Source organism: Zarconia sp. (genome assembly GCF_057467645.1).
In genome coordinates this window covers 33,733-54,005 of record NZ_JBRJXU010000183.1, presented here as the reverse complement: position 1 = coordinate 54,005, position 20,273 = coordinate 33,733, and the positions used below count along the sequence as shown (strand labels likewise).

Genomic DNA, 20,273 nt, shown 5'->3' with positions numbered 1-20,273 from the left:
CAAGCTAGTTTTCCTCGAAACCATCTTCGAAACTATCTTCTTCGGGTTGTTCTGCAGCGGCTTCTTCTTCCGCTTCGGAGGCGGTTGGGTTCGAAGTCTTGGAGGGGGGGCGATTGGGTTCGACCATTGCCCATTCTAAATTTCCGATGGGGGCCGATAGCTTGACGATCGCCTCGGGAGCTGGGCTGGCGTTGAGTTTCACCGATTCCACTATCCCGACGGGGGTTCCCGGTGGAAACAACTGACTCAAAGAAGACGTCAAGACCGTATCCCCCGCTTTCACATCGGGCACTTTATCGAAGAACTCCATCGCCGCCCGCTCGGTGCCCTGACCTCGGAGAAAGCCCATGGAACGACTGCGACTGATGGTCACCCCGACGCGACTGGTGGGATCGCTAATCAGCAATACCCGACTGGTGCGATCGGTCACGCTGGCAATCCGACCCACTAAACCACCGGGGGCCGTGACGATATATCCTTTCTTCAAACCATCCCGACGACCGCGACCCAAGATAATATGATTCCACCAGTGATGGGCGCTACGACCGATCGCCGGGGCGAAAACCGGCGGCAGATCGCGATCGCCCACCGCATCGACGAGCTGCTGGAGAGATTGATTTTGACGTTCCTGTTCTGCCAAACGCTGTTCGAGTTCCCGAATACGAGCGTTCACGAGTTGCTCTTGTTGCTCGGGGCCCGCTTCAAACGGACGGGCAAGGGCTTGATACATTTCAAACAAGACTGCACCATGGGTGTGCCGAATCAGCCCTGCTGCTACTAAAGCTAACACGGTCAGTACCGTTTGCACCCCGTACCGTTCCCACCAGCGACGAAACACGTAGATCGAATTTCCCTTCATGGGTGTTTACATCGAGCGAGAGCGACCGCTGAACACTCGCTCCAACTGCTTGAAATTCTCCAGAACGCGCCCGGTTCCGAGGACGACGCAACTGAGAGGGTCAGCCGCCACGTGGGTGACAATTCCCGTTTCGTGGCTGATTAAGGTATCCAAACCTTTCAGCAGCGCTCCCCCACCGGCGAGCATAATACCGCGATCGATAATATCGGCGGCCAGTTCCGGCGGTGTTCGCTCTAAGGTGCGCTTGACCGCTTCAATAATCACCGAGAGCGGTTCTGACATGCTCTCGCGAATCTCGGGACCTTTGATGGTCACGGTTCTGGGCAAACCCGAAAGCAGGTGCAAACCGCGCACGTCCATCAACTCATCATCTTCATGGGTGGGATAGGCCGAACCCACTTGTATTTTAATTTCCTCAGCGGTCCGTTCCCCGATCACTAAGTTGTGAACCTTCTTCATGTACTGAACGATCGACTCGCTCAGTTCGTCTCCAGCCACCCGCACGGACTCGCTCAACACGATCCCCTGCAAACTCATCACGGCGACTTCCGTCGTTCCCCCGCCGATATCGATAATCATGTTTCCCGTCGGTTCGGCAACCGGCAGTCCCGCACCGATGGCGGCAGCAACCGGCTCGTCGATGAGGCGTACGTCCCGAGCACCAGCTTGGAGCGCGGCATCCATCACCGCTCGACGCTCCACCCCCGTGACACCACTGGGAATCCCAATGACGATTCGAGGGGAAACCAGGGTTCTTCCTTCGTGAACCTGGCGAATGAAATGCTTGAGCATCAGCTCTGCGGTATCGAAATCGGCAATCACACCATCTCGTAAAGGGCGCAATGCCACCACGTTACCGGGGGTCCGACCGAGCATTTTTTTGGCATCTTCACCGACAGCCAACGGTAGTTTATCATCCTGATCGATGGCAACCACCGAAGGCTCTTGGAGTACGATCCCTTTTCCAGAGACATAGACTAACGTGTTGGCGGTACCGAGATCGATACCCATATCTCTAGAGAGTGAAAAGCGATTTAATAATCCCACGAACTAGGTCCCCCTAAGGAATTTCTTTTGTGTGTGACCGCTCGCGAGCGATCGAGTGGATACTGTAACACTTTAGGTTTGGCTACACCGCAAGAGTAACGGCAGGGGAGTTTTCAGTTTGGATTCCCTGCAATTGACTGATATAGAATACATTCTTCCCCGATGGAGTTCGCCTAGACTTGAGTCTGGGATGACGGTTAAACCGGAGGTTCGACCGGACTTAGCGTTTGAGCGTCACTCTTTATTGTTTGCCTTACGGTAATGGCGATCGAGGTGGATCTTAGTATGTTTTTTGCGAGAAGTCCAGTCGCGAGATGTCTATTGGATGTTGAATGTGGATCGGTGGGGCGATCGATCTGTGGGGTGTAGGGTGACGACCCGATCGATCTTGATTCTGGGCGGTGTCATTCGAGTGCGATCGAGACTCTCTCCCAACAGATTCCGAATCAACATCGCCTGCCCACACCGCGAACATCCCTAACCCGAACTGGCATAAAATACGTCATAATCGAAGTTGAAGGATAATTCAACTATCGACTTTCAACTTAAAATTATGAGTCTGAATGTGGTAACCCTCGTAGGGCGAGTGGGTGGAGATCCCGACGTACGGTATTTTGAATCCGGGAGCGTCAAATGTCGGTTGAGTCTTGCGGTGAATCGACCCACTCGCAATAGCGATCGACCCGACTGGTTCAATTTAGAATTGTGGGGCAAGACGGCTGAGGTGGCAGCCAATTACGTTCGTAAGGGTTCGCTCATTGGGGTGAAAGGGGCGCTGAAAATTGATACCTGGAGCGATCGCAATACGGGAGCGAGCCGTTCTTCTCCGGTGATTAAAGTCGACAAGCTCGATCTGCTGGGGTCTAAGCGCGATAACGAACCGAATTCCATCGGTTACAGCGATATGGATGAGTTTTAGCTTCCCCGAACCGGGCGATCTTAAATCCCTGACAGACAGGAGAAGAGCATGGGGGAAAAGACTGCGGAGTCTCACGTTTTGGCGCACCCCGCTTACCCGAGAGGAGTCATCTTCCCCCTCAACTCAACTCCAAAAATCCAGGGTCGACGATCATTAAAATCCTGCATAGGAGCGCTCTCCCAACAACCGCTTGACGGCGCTCAAACAGGCTTCGATGGGTTGTCTGGGTTGCGGGGGTTCGACAGCTCTCTCCTGAGCCACGAGTACTAAATACCGATCGCTGACGTAAGTCTCGCCGCGATCGACAGCTTGGCGCAATCGACGACCGCTTTTCCAAGCCTGAAACTTTAACGCACTCCATCGGGGATTCGCTGGAAACAATGCAAACCCCGCTCGCAACGCTGGAATGTGTTCTTTGGGCACGAATGCTTGAATTTCAACCCCTGGGGACAGTTCGATCGTCCCGATTAAGTCTTTCTGTTGCGGGTTTCCCATCTTCTGTGACCTCCTGTCATGTTCGTGTGAGTCGCTATCGCGCGGCAACGGCATTCGCTACTGCACGGCGCGGATTTTAGTCACTCAGTCTTCAAGACCGCTCTCACCCAAAATTTACGGCACGGCAAAATTATCGTTCCGGCTCTTAATTACTTCTACACTCAAACTTGAGGAGAATCCGAACGTTTTTGACCCAAATGTATTAGCTTCCCTTTTAGGTAAGCTAACACGACGGGCGAACCCCATGTTGTATCGCTAGCGCGATACTGCTTGAATTGGGAAGCCAACCCTCCAGGGAAGAAAACTTTTCAATGCGGATTCTGGCGAGGAAGGGGAACGCGCCATAATAATGGGAACGGTAATTCTTTTGGAGGGCATCGAGACAACAATGCACAACTCCCACGGCTCTCGATCGCTCGATTCCCGTTTGGAGCGAATTATTCAAAGCGTACCGGGTGCGATCTTCCAATGCATTCAAAAGTTAGATGACTCGGTGAGTTTTTCGTTTCTTTCTAGGGATTGCCAATCGATTTTGGGGGCGACGTCAGAGGCGATCCGATCGGATGCGCGGGTGTTACTGCAAATGCCTCATCCAGAGGACATTAAAGAGTTCGATCGCGCTTTGAAGAGTTCAGCAACGCAGTTGACGTTATGGGACTGGGAGGGACGGTTGATTTGGCCGTCGGGGAAGGTGAAATGGGTGAAATGGAGAGCGGTTCCGGAACGACAACCTAACGGTGAAATCCTCTGGGATGGGTTAATTATGGATATCACCGCTCGGGTATCTGCAGAAGATACGCTGCAACAGGCGTGGGAAGAAGTCGAGCAGCAAGTCGAGCAACGGACGGTGGAACTCCAGCAGACTCGGGAGCAACTGCAACTGACTGAGTTTCCGATCGAGCGATCGCCCGATGCCATTTTTTTAATGAACGCTCGCGCAGAATTTCTGCGGGTGAATCAATCGGCTTGTCAGATTTTTGGGTATTCTCAAACCGAGCTATTATCGATGAGTTTATCGGAGATCGATCCGAATTTTCCCGATTCAACGTGGCAGCAATATTGGGAGATTTTAAAGAGTGAGGGGGCTTTTACTTTAAAATCCTCCTATCGACAAAAAAACGGTCAAACTTTGCCGGTCGAAGTCAGTTTTCAGTATTTACAATTTAACGAGCTTGAATATAGTTATGCCTTCGTGCGCGATATTCGCGATCGCGAGGTGGCAGAACAAGCTCTTCGAGAAAGTGAAGCCAAATTTCGCTCGATGGTTGAAAATGCTAACGATATTATTTATTTATTAACCCCCGACAGTCTTTTTTCCTACGTTTCTCCCAACTGGAGCGATATCTTAGGTCATCGTCTTGCCCAAATCCAGGGAAAACCTTACACGCTTTTCGTTCATCCCGATGACTTACATATTTGTCAAGATGCAATGACGAATATTGTGACCAACCCTCGAAAGCAGCAATCAAAAATTCAGTACAGAATCAAACATCAGGATGGAACTTGGCGATGGCATTCGTCTAACTTATCTCCCGTGCGAAATTCGAGCGGTCGAGTTTTATCGGTGGTGGGAATTGCCCATGATATTACCGATCGCGTCTTAGCAGAAGTGGCATTGCAAGAAAGCGAACAACGATTCCGAAATTTAGTGGAAACCACCAGCGATTGGATTTGGGAAGTGAATGCAGAGGGAGTTTATACATATGTTAGTCCGCAAATTCACTCGGTACTCGGCTACAGTTCAGAAGAAATATTGGGAACGAGAGTATTCGATTTAAAACAAACCAATTGCAAGAAAAATTCGGCAAGAATTATTCAAGAAAAGTTTGCCAAACGAAAACCCATTATCCGGCTCGAAAATACTAGCAAGCACAAAAATGGAAATTCGATTGTGCTGGAAACCAATGGCGTGCCATTTTTTGATGCCTTCGATAACTTTTTAGGGTATCGAGGTATCGATCGCGATATTACCGAACGCAAGAAATCTGAAGCGAAACTCCGGCAACAAGCTAAAGATTTGCAAAAGACTTTAACCAAACTCAAAAAGGCACAACTCAAACTCGTTCAAAGTGAAAAGATGTCATCTTTGGGACAAACTGTAGCGGGAATTGCCCATGAAATCAATAATCCTATCTGTTTTATTCATGGTAATCTATCCCATGCGAGAGATTACATTTTAGATATTTTCCGCCTCTTAAGTTTGTATGAATTAGACTGTGGGGAACAGTCCGATCGCATCCAAAAGATGGTTCGTGAAATCGATCTCAATTTTATCAAAGAAGACTTACCTAAGCTTTTCTTATCCATGGAAGTCGGAACGGAACGAATTCGCGAAATTGTTCTGTCTTTACGAAACTTTTCTCGCTTAGACGAATCGGAAAAAAAAGAAGTCGATCTGCACTCGGGTCTCGATAGTACTTTAATGATTTTAAGCAGTCGCTTAAAGGAAAATAGCAATCGCGCTGAAATAAAAGTCATTAAAGAATATGGAGATATTCCCAAAATTGAGTGTTTTGCCGGACAACTCAACCAAGTTTTTATGAATATCCTTGCCAATGCAATCGATGCGATTGATGATGCTAAAAATTTCCAGACACACTCTCACTTTTGCGATGTAAAGTCCGTCGTTCCGGTTGTGAGAATCAAAACCGAACTAATGCGAAATTCTCGAACGCAAACGCCGAAAAAAATTGTCATTCGGATTAAAGATAATGGTGTGGGAATGAGCGAATCCGTTCGTTCTCGAATTTTCGATCCCTTCTTCACAACCAAGTCCGTCGGAAAAGGGACGGGAATGGGAATGTCTATTAGCTATCAAATTATCACTCAAAAACATCGAGGAAAATTGAAGTGTCAATCTAGCCTCGGAAAAGGTACAGAATTTACGATCGAAATTCCGATTGCATCGTAAAATTGAACCTTAACGATCTTCGTCATCTCGCGCGACGACCAAGCTCTCAGGATAATTGTACATTGCTCCCCACAACGTGCAGAAAATGTGTAAAAGCTTGGCAAACTCCCTAGAAATAGAGAAGCTAGATTGGCGGTTATTTTACCATAATGTTACCTTGAGAAGATAAGAAGTCAGCGATAAAGGTAAGAAGACCCCAGATTGATTTCCCCACGATGCCCGTACTATGACCAGAATCCTGATTGTTGAAGATAACGACTCCATCCGAGATAGTATTCTAGAAATTCTAGAAGCCGAGGGGTATGAAGCAATTGGAACCCGAGAGGGCAAACAGGGATATGAGTTGGCACAAGCAGAAATTCCCGATCTCATTTTGTGCGACGTCACGATGCCTAAACTTGACGGGTATGAAGTGTTGGCACTGATTCGCCAAAATCCCACCACAACCACTATCCCGTTTATTTTCCTGACGGCAAAATCGGCCAAAGGCGATTTCCGGTTGGCAATGGAACTCGGGGCGGATGATTATCTCACCAAGCCTTTTACCCGCGCCGAACTCCTCGGTGCCATCGACGCGCAACTCCAGAAAAAAGCGGCCACCCACGCTTACTACATCAAAGAAATCGAGATTAAAGAAGAGCAACTCAACTATTTGATGCACTACGACAGTCTGACGGGGTTACCCAACCGACTGTCTCTCCAAGAACGTTTCGATCGAATCGGTGGGGGACAAAGCCTCGATGGCGAAGAATCCCCCCTGATTCCCATGCTCTACGTGTCCTTAGATCGATTCAATCAGACCATCGAGGCTTGGGGACCGGCTTGTGGCGATCGTCTCCTGCAAGCGGTGGCCCGACGTTTGCTACAATGCATGGGGCCCGAAGAACTCGTGGCTTATTTGGGCACAAACCAATTTGTCTGTATTCCCAGCGGCGCGAGAGATCGCACTCGAACGATCGATTTAGCCCAAGCGACCATCGATTGTCTGCGGCAACCCTTCACCATTGACGATCGAGAAGTCTTTGTCACCGCCAGTATGGGGATTACCTTCTACCCCGATAACGGTACGGAACTCGAAAGTCTGCTCGGACAAGCAGCTCTGGCGATGGAAGAGGCAATTGCGCGCGGGGGCAACCAGTATCAATTTTATACCCCCACCTTTAAAGTCGAAGCCTCCGATCGATTGGCTCTCGAAACCAGTTTGCGCTATGTTTTAGAACGGGATGAATTGCAAGTTTACTACCAACCTCGGGTGAGTTTGCTCACCCGAAAAGTCGTGGGTGCAGAGGCTCTCGTCCGCTGGTACCATCGGGAGCGAGGGATTATTTCTCCGGGACGCTTTATCCCCATTGCCGAAGAAACCGGGGCGATCGTACCCATTGGGGAATGGGTTTTGCAGCAAGCTTGCCGTCAAGCCAAAGAATGGCACCGGTTCGGACCGTTATTAATGGCGATTAACGTTTCGGGTCGGCAGTTTGACTTACCAGATTTGCCAGAACGAGTGTTCGGCATCGTGGAGGGAGAGAAGGTGGAGATGAAATCCATCGAACTCGAACTCACCGAAGGCATTTTAGTCAAAGATGCCTCTCTCGCTCGACAAAAGTTACAAGATTTAAAAGCGTTAGGCGTACAAATTGCCATTGATGATTTTGGCACGGGGTACTCTTCCCTGGGCTACTTACAACAGTTTCCCTTCGATATTTTAAAAATCGATCGCTGCTTTGTTCGCAACCTCACGGACGAAGCTCGAAATGCCGCAATTGTGAGTGCCATTATTCAAATGGCTCATAACTTAAATTTGAAAGTCATTGCTGAAGGCGTCGAAACCGAAAGCGAGCTAGACTTTTTAAGTCAGCAAACCTGCGATGAAATGCAGGGATACTTATTTGCCAAACCGATGTCCGTTCCGGACTTTGAAAAGTTTATGGATGCGCCGCCAATTTTAACCTCAACACCGGTGTAATCTCAAATCGGATTGATTATAGCGCTTCTCGCACCTCATGAGGTACAGAGTTTCTGGTTTTAGGGAACGGGGAATAGGAAATAGAATTTGGGTGTACCTCATAAGAGGCGAGAATTGCTATAACCATAATGAAGGGTTGAGGGCAGGAGAGGCAGAGGCCGCAGGGGAGGAAAACTATCCGTAAATTTGGCGTATGACGATCATTTAACCGGCTCGGATATAAACGAATAATTTATAGTGCAAATAACTGGTAAATCTACAGAATTTAATAAATATTTTTGTCTAAAATATCTCCAATCGCGTTCGCAACTCAAATCAATGTCTAGGGTTTAGTTATGAATTTATTCTTTTTTTTCCTTTTAACCTTTCCCCCTTAGCCTTTTTTATCTAAGCATCTATTTTCTTGGGATAAGTTTTTTGCTATTGCTATCAGAAATTAAGGGTCGAAAAAATTATGGCTGCACGCTCGCTTCGCGCATCGGAGGAGGGAATCAAAAAAGCAAAAGCCGCTTTTGCCCACAAACAGTGGACGCAAGAATATCTCGCAGCGGAAGTCGGTCTGAACACGCGCCAACCCATCTGGAAGTTTTTTAAAGGAAAACCCGTTTCGCGACATGTTTTTGTCGAGATTTGCTTTCATCTCGAACTCGATCCTGAAGAAATTATCGAGCGACCTAAAGTTGCCGAAGTTTTCTCCACACCAGAGATTCCCGCAACCTCGATCGAGGCGTTAGTCGAACGAATTCGAGCGCAACGTCATCCCAAAATCCAACATCAATGCGGGACGCTACGACTCCTCGATATCGCGCGTCCCATTGACATTGACGACCTCTACGTTCGGGTGAATATTCTCGAAGAAATGACCCGGCAACGCTGGATCGATCTGAGTGAGGTGCGCGCGATCGAACCCACGGAATTCGATCGCTTGGGTTTGGGCAAAATCCGTGCCGTCGGGGTTCCGGGATTAGAAGTCGTCGAGACCCATCCCAAATTGATGGTGTTAGGCAAACCCGGTTCGGGAAAAACGACGTTCTTGCAGCATCTGGCGATCGGTTGCGATCGCGGTACGCTTTATCCCCAACAGGTTCCCATCTTTATTCGCCTGAAAAATTTTGCCGAAGATGCCCGCAAAAACCAGGAGTTCGGTCTGGTTGAATATCTAACCCTCGAACTGGGTTTGGATGGCGCGACCCCAGAAGATGTAACGGCACTGCTGGCTCAAGGACGGATTTTTCTATTACTCGATGGCTTAGACGAAGTGCCCGATTCTGAAGGCGATCGGGTTGTCGCCCAAATTCGGAAATTTTCCGAACGCTACTATCAAAATCCGATCGTCGCCACCTGTCGCATTGCCGCACGGGAATACCAGTTTACCGGATTTACAGAAGTTGAAATTGCCGATTTCACCCCCGATCGCGTCGAAGCCTTTGCGAAAAAGTGGTTCGCCGCCATTGGCAAACATTCTCCCGAAGCGGCACGGGTTCGAACTCTATCGTTTCTCGAACAACTCACCCTGCCCCAAAATCGGCGGCTGCGGGAACTGGCAGTCACTCCCATTTTGCTCAATCTCACCTGTTTGGTGTTTGAGGTAAACGGTCAGTTTCCCGCCGCTCGGTCTCAAATGTACCAGCAGGGACTCGATTTGCTGTTAGTGCGCTGGGATGAAACCCGAGGCATCAAACGAGATAGTGCCTATCGCCATTTATCTTTACCCCAAAAACTGCAACTCCTGGGTCAAATCGCCCAAATCACCTTCGATCGAGCAGAATATTTCTTTGAAACCTCGAAGATCCAACAACTGATTGCCGATTACCTGCAAACTCTGCCGGAAACCGATCCGATGGCATTACCTTTCGATAGTGCCGCCGTTCTCAAAGCCATTGAAGGACAGCATGGTTTAATTGTCGAACGCGCGCGATCGCTCTATTCCTTCTCCCACCTCACCTTCCAAGAATATTTAAGCGCACGGGCGATCGTCGCCGATGTCGACGAGGGAAAGCTGGAGGAACTCGCAAACCACCTCGAAGAAAAGCGATGGCACGAAGTCTTTTTGCTGGCCGCGGAGATGCTTCCCCTACCCCACTGGCAAGGGTTACTCGATGCCATGAAAGCCAAAGCCGAAGCCCCTATCCTGGCAAACGAGACATTATGCGGGTATTTAGCCTGGGTGGGGCAAAAATCTCAGACCGTGCGCGCCCCCTATCACCCGGCGGCCATTCGGGCATTTTATCTCACCTTGGCTCTATCACCGGAACATCCCGTCAAGCGCGATCTGACCTTAGCCCTTGCCATCGATCCGAGGTTAGCCGGAGAATTCACCGGGGACTTGGCGATCGATTTAGCCTTGGTTCATGCACTGGAAGTGGCGCGATCGATTTCCCCAACCTTAGCCCCCAATCGCATGGGAACTTTGCACCTCGCCCTGGATTTAGAGGAGATGTTAGGGGAACAACCCTCTTTAAAAGCGGCGATCGAAGATTTGAAAGACCAATTGCCGCAACCCTCCAGGAAAAATGCCACGGTTCGTCAATGGTGGCAAAAATCGGGTCGTGCTTGGTGCGATCGCCTGCAAGACATTGCGCTGGAGGAACGCCAGCTCGATTTGTCTCGATCGTTTACCCCCGAAGCCAATCGAATCTTAGAGGGCTACGTTCGCACCCATCAACTGTTACTTGACTGCTTCGGAACCCGTTCGGTCATCTCCTCAGCATCCTGGAAATGTCTCGATCGATTATTTGAGTTGCCAGAGGCTGTTTGAGGATGGGAGAAACGGGAGCAATGAGGGAAATGGCGGAAACGGCGGAAACGGGAGCAAGATGCTCCCACTGCGTACGGTTGATTGTACGGTTGATTATTCTGTGTGCTTCCCCGACCTCCCAAGCCCCCGAAGGGCCCGAAGCCTCCCAAGCTCCCGAAATCTCCCCTGTTCATAGACAACTGAGGGCGCTATTCTGGAATATAGGCGCGAATAGTATCAAGAATACCAATGTCAGAACGATTGCTACTGGTGGATGACGAGCCGGGTTTGCGAGAAGGGGTCAAAGCGTACTTAGAAAACTTTGGCTTTACCGTCGATGTGGCCACCAATGGCGAGCAAGGGTGGGAAATGGTGCAACAAACCCAGCCGGATTTGGTGATTACCGACGTGATGATGCCCGGTGTTGACGGTTACGAACTCCTCGATCGAATGCGTCAAGATCCTCGCTTTAAACCGGTGCCGGTGGTATTTCTGACGGCTAGAGGAATGACGAGCGATCGGATTCAGGGTTATCAAGCTCGCTGCGATGCCTACATTTCCAAGCCCTTCGATCCCGATGAGTTAGTAGCGGTGGTGGAAAACTTACTCGAACGGCGTACGGCTTCCCAAGATTTACCCGAAACGGAAGAAAATATCGATCTGGCCACCCTGGCGCGTCAGATTAAAGAATTGAAGGAGATGCTGAGCAATCCCAACACGATCGTCCCCACGCCACCTCCGATTCAAATTGACTTTACCCCCAGAGAACAGAGCGTTCTGGAATTGGTGGCAGAAGGGTTGATGAATAAAGAAATCGCCCGCCGTCTGGAGACGAGCGTGCGGAACGTAGAGAAATATGTCAGCCGCTTATTTGCCAAAACGGGAACCAACAGCCGAACGGAGTTAGTTCGCTACGCCCTAGAGCACGGTCTCACTCATTGATACTCCCCGCTAAACGCGAGACGGGGATTCTGGGTTCGTCGATACCACTTAAAATAGAGTCCTTGCGTTGTCGAACTCAGAGGTGGGATTCTCCACGCCAGTTGCTCATGGGGGAAACCCCCAAGACCGCACTGGCTCCCAAGCTGAAGAGCGGGTATGCCCTACCCGATTTGCTAATTACGAGTTCTTTTGTCAAGAGCGAGTTTGGATCGTTCGCGAGCATTCAGCAGGTTTTGGGTGCTTTGTTTTCTCCAAGATTCTTCTCCAGAAAGAGCCACGACCCGAGTGCGACACGGCATAAATAACGACCGAGTTGTCAACTGCACAAAGCTCTCTACACTCAGCATTTTTAATGACCCGTAGTTGCACTAACTTGCCTCACCACAAACAATCGATTTTGATGTAGCAGCGGTTCGTGAATCCTCCCTTGGCCTTTTCTTCTTTGCCACTGCTGTAAATATCGAGTTCGCACGAATCGAAATCCCGACTCGGGATCGTCGAACAACCGGCACAATTCGATCGAGATCGAACGCCGATCGTTTGGTATAGCAGATCGTCCGGAAGTATACAACAGCAATGTTGTATACTATTTGAAAAGGAAAGGTCAAATCGAATATAATTAAGGGCTAAAAATTTCCTCGCGAGAAGATCGATCGACTCCAAACAAAAAACTTTGCAATCGCTTGCGAAGTCAAAAATTTAACCGGACTCGAACACAATCCGCTCCAATTAATTGACAAACCCAGGAACCATACCAGATAGTGGAGCAAGCATCGGAATCTTAGCTCGAACGGTACGAATTAACGACCGGTTTTTCTCATCATTAGGGTAGCAGCAGCGAAAAAATCTGGCATTGGACGGGAGCTGAACGGGATTTTATCTTCCCGATGCGGCAACTTGATACTTTGACATACCAGAGGACGAACCATGCAATTTTCTGTCGGCTCCTGGAAAGGGACGTTGGCAATTATTCCCCTAACCTACGCGATCGCCTTACCGACTCAGGCACAGACGATCCTACCGGCAAACGATGGCACGGGAACGATGGTGACGCCTAACGGTCAGAGATTGGATATCGACGGGGGTCAGCTCTCTGGCGATGGAAACAATTTATTTCATTCGTTTCAAGAGTTCGGACTCGACGCAGGACAAACGGCAAACTTTCTGTCTACCCCTAATATCGATAATATTCTAGGGCGAGTCGTCGGTGGGAATCCATCGTCGATTAACGGTCTGTTGCAAGTTTCGGGCAGCGACGCGAACCTATTTCTCATCAATCCCGCCGGGATCGTTTTCGGGGCCGGTGCCAGCCTCAACGTCACCGGAGACTTCACCGCCACGAGTGCGACGGGAATTGGCTTTGATGGGGGTTGGTTCGATGGCCTGGGTGAAAATAATTGGGCGGAGTTAGTTGGAGATCCCAACGCTTTTGAGTTTGCCACGCTCGATCCGGGGGCGATCGTCAACGAAGGCAATTTAGCCGTGGGAGAAGGTCGCAACCTGAGTCTGTTCGGCGGTCGAGTTCTCAATACGGGAACCCTCGAAACCGATGGAGGGAATCTCTCCGTGGCAGCGGTTGCTGGAGAAAGCCTCGTCCGCTTGAGCGCGCCGGGACGGGTTCTGAGCGTTGAAGTTTTACTGCCGAACCAAATCTCGGGAAATGCACCCATCGATCCCCTATCCTTGCCGGAGTTACTGGCTGGGAGTTCGGAGATTGAAGGGTCGAGTCAAATTTTCGTCAATCCAGACGGCAGCATTAGTATAGCCGGCTCGGGGATTAAAATCGACGATCGCACTGGAGATGCGATCGTCTCGGGGAATTTATTGGCGCGCGGCAATGGCGCGAACGGTTCGTCTTCGAGTATTCAAGTGTTAGGTAACCGAGTCGGTTTGTTTGGTGCCACTCTCGATGCTTCCGGATCGAACGGCGGCGGCAATATCTTCGTCGGGGGAGACTTGCAAGGGGGCGGGACGCTACCAACCGCCCAACAGACGTTTATCGACGCTAGCTCTTTCCTGAATGTGGATGCCCTGGAACAAGGGAATGGAGGCAACGCGATCGTCTGGTCCGATCGGACCACCCAATTCTACGGCAGCATCAGCGCTCGCGGGGGCGCAAATTCCGGTGACGGCGGATTTGTAGAAGTCTCCGGTTACAATAACTTGGTGTTTCAAGGCAACGTCGATACCTCTGCCCCCAACGGCGAGTTCGGCAACTTACTCCTCGACCCGACCAATATTCGGGTGGTTGCTGACCCCGCACCCGAGCCGACACCGAACCCGACACTCGACAACACAACAGATGAGACCGCAGACCCCCCAACCGATTCTGGAGAGGGGGATGCATCGCCGTTAGATGGCTCGGATACAGATACTTCACCAGCTCCATCACCATCACCAGTTCCCAATAGCACCAGCGACCTGACATTAGTCGATGCATTTGACGATCCAGACCAAGATGCGAACAACCAGGAAACGCGGGTTAACGTCAGTGCTCTAGACAACGCAACGAGTAACATTACCCTCCAAGCCACCAACGATATCACCTTTGAAACGCCGGTCAATACCGAGCAAGACCTGAGCGCTCAAGCCGGTCGTCACATCGATGTCAATGCCAGTATCGAGACCAACGGTCGTCACGTCACCCTGAATGCCGATGCAGATGGGGATGGAGATGGTGCGGTTACCATCAACGCTCCGATTTCCACCAGTGGGGGGTCGGTGAGTGCGAACGGGATGAGTAACAACGAGGTAGGACGGAATGCCATTTCGATAAATGCGCCACTCTCCACAGCCGGGGGAAATATCAACTTGACCGGAGAGACTTCCACGGCGACGGGAATTTCCATTGCCAACTCGATCGAATCAGGCGGAGGCAGCGTTAACCTCACCGGAACCAACGTCGAAGTTTCCGGTTCGGGTTCGATCGATTCCGATGGGGGTCAGATCGATCTGACGGGAACTGCCGATGGCATTTCGATTGGCGGCACATTGAATGCGGGGTCGGGCAATCTTTCCCTGATGGGGGAGACTCTGAACCTGACGGGAAGGGTAAGCGGCACTGGCAACCTACGTTTGGTCCCCCCAGCAGGAGAAGAGATCGACGTCGGCGGCACCGGGGCAACGGCATTCTTGAGAAGTAGCGATTTGGATGCTCTCGCCAATGGCTTTAACTCGATTACCATTGGTGGAGAAGGTAGTGGCGATATGACCCTAGCCGCCGACTTAACCTTCCACGATCCAATTGAATTTCTGACATCGGGTTCGATCGCCTCCTCGGGGTTTGCAATTTCGGGAGAGAGTAACGCTTCGATTACCTTGACTGGACATGACGGTATTTCAGGAATTGGGTCGCTCTCCTCAGAAAATCGCTCGATTACCCTCACCTCTTCCGGGGGGGATATTTCTAATATTGGAACCATTACCTCTAACAACAGCCCCATTTCCATCACATCTTCTGTCGGAAATGTCAGCGTCGAGGCGATCGATGCGGGAACTGACAACATCGATGTGAGTGCGCCATTGGGTTCGGTGCGGGTGACGGGAACTCTCGGGGATAACATCAGCTTGAGCGGTGGCGCGATTACCGTCACCCACAGTGGAGAATATCCCTTTATCGTGGGGGATGACAGCGTCAACGGAACCGCTGAGGGGATTCGATCGGGAGTCGGTAGCACCATTCAAACCCTCACACCATCCACCGATCCAGCCAATCCCACCCAATATTCGGGCAGTACAGTTTCATTTCCCGCACCGGAACCGCAACCGGAACCGGAACCCACACCGGAAACGGAACCGGAGGTCACCTCTCCACCAGAACCGGAACCGGAGGTCACCTCTCCACCGGAAACGGAACCGGAGGTCACCTCTCCACCAGAACCGGAACCGGAGGTCACCTCTCCACCAGAACCGGAACCGGACGTCACCTCTCCACCAGAACCGGAGCCCACACCGGAACCCACACCGGAACCCACACCGGAACCGGAACCCACACCGGAACCGGAGCCCACACCGGAACCCACACCGGAACCAAAAGGCGATCCAGAACCAGGCTCTGACTCCGGACTCAGACCCGTTCGGGGAACTCCAATCGAACCCGTATCGGATCTGGAGCCGATCGCAGAACCGGAACCGCAACCGGAGATCGACCCTTCAGACAGCGATAGTTCTCAAGAGAATCAAGAGCCGATCGATGGAGGTGACTCCAATCTAGAAGAGATTCTCGACGACAACACCGATGAGGGGGATATTGCTACGGATTTGCAAGGCACCGAGCCGAATTCAGAGACGACAAGCGATCCATCTGGCAATGGCAATTTATCGAGCATCGAGCCGATTCCGGATACGTCCCTCACCGAAACTCCAGCACTGGTGGAAGTCGAGGTGAATCTCGATAGTGCTGAGTTGGGAGAAGTCGAAACGGGAGGGGTGGATTCAATTTCGATCGAATCCGATGGTGGTGAAGTCTCATCATCATCTTCGAGCTTCTCGTCATCTTCGAGCCTTTCCTCATCCGATCTCTCCTCCTCCGGCGACGGCACCAGTCCCTCGACGAGTTCGAGTTCTGTCGGTTTCTCCTCCTCCGGCGACGGCACCAGTCCCTCAACGAGCTCGAGTTCTGTCGGTTTCTCCTCCTCCGGCGACGGCACCAGTCCCTCGACGAGTTCGAGTTCTGTCGGTTTCTCCTCCTCTAGCAACGGCACCAGTCCCTCAACGAGCTCGAGTTCTGTCGGTTCCTCCTCCTCCGGCGACGGCACCAGTCCCTCCACCAGTCGCTTGTCTTCCTCTTCAAGCCTGGCAGAGAGTACCTCGACAAGTTCGAGTTCCATCGCTTCGACATCAAGTTCGATCGATGTGGCAGATTCTGGACAAACCGCCTCTTCGGGCAGTACGACAGCGACGAATACAACCAGTCCGGTGGCGAGCACTCTGAGCAGTCTCGATCTGAAAGGGAAGGAATCGAGCGGGACCGGTACGACGGCAACCGTTACCAACTCGGCAACATCAAGCAGCCGAGGAAACACGAGTTCGTCTAATTCGAGTATTTCCTCTGGCTCGATACAGACCACCTCCACTTCGATCGGAGTTCGAAGCCGGACGACAGCGACTACAACAAGCACGAACAAAATCGAAAACCAACTCGATAGCGGTAATCTCGAAGGGGCTATTGGGGCGATCGATGGCTTGTACAGTCGGCAGTTGAGAAGCCAGGGTCGTAACGGCTATCGCACTGGCTTCCGTCCCGGAGTGCGATCGGTCGCCCAATTTCAAGACCGACTCCAAGATATTGCTTGGCAAACGAGTAAAACTCCAGTTATCGTCTACGTCCTGGCTCGTCCCGAACAGCTCGATCTGATTCTGATTACCCCCGAAGGCGAACCGATTTACGTCAGCGTACCCGACGCGCCCCAGGCAGAGATTACTCGAGTGGCCCGAGATTTCAGAATTCGGATTACTAGTCCCCGCCAGCGGCACACCGAAAGCTATTTGCGATCGGCCCAACAGCTATATCAGTGGATTATCGCTCCCCTAGAAGAACATTTGGAAGCCTTCGAGACCGATACCCTCGTCTTGTCCATGGATGAAGGTTTGCGCGCTCTTCCCATTGCGGCTTTGCACGATGGCGAGCAATTCCTGGTGGAAAAATACAGCCTCGGACTCATCCCCACCATCAACCTCACCGATACCAGCTACCAACCCCTGCAAAATGCAAACGTCCTGGCAATGGGTGCGAGTGCTTTTAATGAAAGCGAACAACGGGCGCTGCCAACGGTTCCCATCGAGCTATCGACAATTGTCAGAAATTCAGCCCTAGCGCCGGCTCAAAACATCGACGGACTCTGGGAAGGTAAATCCTTCCTCAACGACGAGTTTACCTTTGGTAACCTGCAACAGTTGCGCAACGACTATCCATTCGATATTCTGCATCTAGCCACCCATGCGGAATTTCAGTCCGGCGAGTCCGGTCGGTCCTACATTCAATTATGGGATCGCAAGCTCGATTTCGACGATTTGCGACAACTCGGCTGGCATCAGTCTCCGGTGGAACTCTTGGTTTTGAGTGCCTGTCGCACGGCTGTGGGTAATGCGGGACGGGAAGAACTCGGCTTTGCGGGGTTGGCTATCCGCGCCGGCGTTAAGTCCGTGCTAGCCAGTTTGTGGTACGTCAGCGATGAAGGAACCTTGGGGCTGATGAGCGAGTTTTACCGACAGTTGCGACTCGATGACGTAACCATTAAGTCTGAAGCGCTGCGACAGGCCCAAATTGCCATGTTGCGAGGGGAGTTACGCATCGAGGACGGTCAGCTCATTTGGCCCAACGGTAAGTTACCCTTACCCCCAGAATTAAGCAGTCTCCCGACAACAGATTTCTCCCATCCTTATTACTGGTCTGGGTTTACGATGGTGGGTAGCCCTTGGTAGACTGTCTGCCGGGGTGGAGCCGCGGCAACCCAGATGGGGGAGGGGGAAATACGATCGATGAAAAAACTACTGGTCACCGGCGCGAGTGGATTCCTCGGATGGCACCTGTGTCAAATTGCGCGGGAGGAATGGGAGGTTTGCGGGACTTACTTTTCCCAGGAAATTGAGATTCCAGGGGTTGACTTGGCGCAAGTGGATTTGCGAGATGTCGGGCAGCTCAAAGCCTATTTCGATCGCATCAGACCCGATGCCGTGATTCACGCGGCAGCTCGTTCCAAACCCAACTTTTGCCAAACTCACCCCGAAGAATCCTACCGCACCAACGTAACGGTTTCTGCGGATATCGCCCAGTTGTGCGCCGAGGCATCCATTCCCTGCGTATTTACCTCCACGGATTTAGTCTTCGACGGTCTGAATCCGCCCTATCGAGAAACCGATCCCGTGTGTCCGGTGAACGTTTACGGTCAGCAAAAAGTCGCCGCCGAAACTGAAATCCTTTCTCGCCATCCCCAAGCCGTGGTTTGCCGGATGCCGCTGATGTTCGGCACCGTTCCCCCGACTGCTACCACGTTTCTCCAGTCGTTTCTAACGGCACTGCAGGAGGGTCGGGCGTTATCCCTGTTTGCCGATGAAGTGAGAACGCCGGTGAGCGGGACGACAGCTGCCCGAGGATTGCTGCTGGCGGTGGAAAAAGGGCATGATATTTTGCATTTGGGAGGTCCAGAACGCATCTCCCGCTACGAATTCGGTCGGGTGTTGGCCGAGGTGATGGATTTTCCCCAAGAACTGCTCGCACCCTGCAAGCAAGCCGACGTGAAGATGGCCGCACCTCGTTCTCCCGACGTGTCTCTCGATAGTTCGAAAGCGGTAAGTTTGGGATATCAAACTCGATCGATTCGGGAGGAATTGGAGGCATTGCGGGAGATGGGCATTTAGTGAGCAGACCTCTAATTTCAGTTATTTTGCCGGTTTATAACGGCGATCGCACCATTGAAGAAACGATTCGATCGGTTTTAAAGCAAACGTTCTCGGATTTTGAACTGATTATTATTAACGATGGTTCTCAAGATAATACCTTAAAGGCAATCGAGAAAATTGAAGATACCCGAATTCAAGTCTTTTCTTATCCCAATGCCGGACAAGCAGCCAGTCGCAATCGAGGTATTTCTAAAGCAAAAGGAGAATATATTGCGTTTATCGATGCCGATGATTTGTGGACGCACGATAAGTTAGAAGCGCAGCTAGACGCATTGCAAGAACATCCCACGGCTGCTTTAGCTTATAGCTGGACGGATTATATCGACGAGTCGGGCAAATTATTACATCCCGGCAGACATACCACTGCGAATGGCAAGGTTCTGGAAAAGTTAATTGTGAATAACTTTCTCGAAAATGGATCGAATCCTTTAATTCGCAAATCCGTTTTTGAGAAAGTTGGTGTATTTGAAGAATCGCTCCCCCCAGCGGAAGATTGGGATTTGTGGCTGAGAACTGCCGAAGAATATGAGTTTGTTTGCGTTCCGGCGGCACAAATTCTTTATCGCGTGACGGTAAATTCGAGTTCTTCTAATATTATCAAGCAAGAACAACAGTGCCGAAAAGTATTGAATTCAGCGTTCGATCGCGCGTCAGATTCGCTTCAATCTCTCAAACCGAAAAGTTTGGCTAATCTCTATAAATATTTAACTTGGAAGGCGATCGAAGGATATCCCTCCCGCCGCAACGGGATTGCCGCCGCTCGCTGTTTCTGGTATTACCTGCAATACAATCCCTCTGTTGCTCTTAATCCGCGCTTTATGGGGAGTGTTTTGTTTAAAATCGCGTCGATGGTGGTTTTTCCCCCACGGCAGGCACGGGCGGTGATGAAGGCGGTTACGGAAAGAGTTTGAAGCGTCATTCAGATTTTAGGGTTGGGTGTTTTATCCTACTATTATTATCGAAGCCACTTTCAAAAATGTAGCTTGTAAGTTAATCAGT

11 protein-coding genes are annotated in these 20,273 nt (G+C 51.0%); 8 read left to right on the top strand and 3 right to left on the bottom strand.

What is annotated here, in order from left to right; all coding sequences use genetic code 11:
• Nucleotides 1-4: 4 nt before the first annotated feature.
• Both mreC and AC2215_RS27575 read right to left on the bottom strand, forming a co-directional pair.
• Nucleotides 5-859 (bottom strand): rod shape-determining protein MreC, encoded by an 855-nt coding sequence (mreC, locus tag AC2215_RS27580; protein WP_486813249.1) that lies wholly within the window; start codon nt 857-859, stop codon nt 5-7.
• 6 nt (nt 860-865) lie between these two features.
• Nucleotides 866-1,870: a rod shape-determining protein gene (locus AC2215_RS27575; protein WP_486813248.1), complete on the bottom strand. Its 1,005-nt coding sequence runs from the start codon at nt 1,868-1,870 to the stop codon at nt 866-868.
• Nucleotides 1,871-2,459: 589 nt separating this feature from the next.
• Here AC2215_RS27575 and AC2215_RS27570 point away from each other — a divergent pair.
• A complete protein-coding gene (locus tag AC2215_RS27570; RefSeq protein ID WP_486813247.1) occupies nt 2,460-2,825 on the top strand; it encodes a single-stranded DNA-binding protein in 366 nt (121 codons plus the stop codon).
• 153 nt (nt 2,826-2,978) lie between these two features.
• Here AC2215_RS27570 and AC2215_RS27565 read toward each other — a convergent pair whose 3' ends face one another.
• Nucleotides 2,979-3,320 (bottom strand): hypothetical protein, encoded by a 342-nt coding sequence (locus AC2215_RS27565; RefSeq protein WP_486813246.1) that lies wholly within the window; start codon nt 3,318-3,320, stop codon nt 2,979-2,981.
• A 349-nt stretch (nt 3,321-3,669) separates the two neighbouring features.
• Here AC2215_RS27565 and AC2215_RS27560 point away from each other — a divergent pair, with 349 nt between their 5' ends.
• The 7 genes from AC2215_RS27560 to AC2215_RS27530 all read left to right on the top strand — a co-directional run bounded on the left by AC2215_RS27560 (nt 3,670) and on the right by AC2215_RS27530 (nt 20,185).
• Nucleotides 3,670-6,231 (top strand): PAS domain S-box protein, encoded by a 2,562-nt coding sequence (locus tag AC2215_RS27560; protein ID WP_486813245.1) that lies wholly within the window; start codon nt 3,670-3,672, stop codon nt 6,229-6,231.
• Nucleotides 6,232-6,457: 226 nt separating this feature from the next.
• Complete coding sequence (locus tag AC2215_RS27555; protein ID WP_486813244.1) at nt 6,458-8,194, top strand: EAL domain-containing response regulator; 1,737 nt, start codon at nt 6,458-6,460, stop codon at nt 8,192-8,194.
• Nucleotides 8,195-8,648: 454 nt separating this feature from the next.
• Nucleotides 8,649-10,952, top strand: coding sequence for an NACHT domain-containing protein (locus AC2215_RS27550; RefSeq protein WP_486813243.1), 2,304 nt, complete (start codon nt 8,649-8,651; stop codon nt 10,950-10,952).
• A 228-nt stretch (nt 10,953-11,180) separates the two neighbouring features.
• Entirely contained in the window at nt 11,181-11,873 is a 693-nt protein-coding gene (locus tag AC2215_RS27545) for a response regulator transcription factor (RefSeq protein ID WP_486813242.1), read from the top strand.
• Nucleotides 11,874-12,800: 927 nt separating this feature from the next.
• Nucleotides 12,801-18,296: a CHAT domain-containing protein gene (locus AC2215_RS27540; RefSeq protein ID WP_486813241.1), complete on the top strand. Its 5,496-nt coding sequence runs from the start codon at nt 12,801-12,803 to the stop codon at nt 18,294-18,296.
• Nucleotides 18,297-18,353: 57 nt separating this feature from the next.
• A complete protein-coding gene (locus AC2215_RS27535; protein WP_486813240.1) occupies nt 18,354-19,232 on the top strand; it encodes an SDR family oxidoreductase in 879 nt (292 codons plus the stop codon).
• Nucleotides 19,232-20,185 (top strand): glycosyltransferase, encoded by a 954-nt coding sequence (locus AC2215_RS27530; protein WP_486813239.1) that lies wholly within the window; start codon nt 19,232-19,234, stop codon nt 20,183-20,185. The genes AC2215_RS27535 and AC2215_RS27530 overlap by 1 nt, the downstream gene beginning before the upstream one ends.
• Nucleotides 20,186-20,273 lie beyond the last annotated feature (88 nt).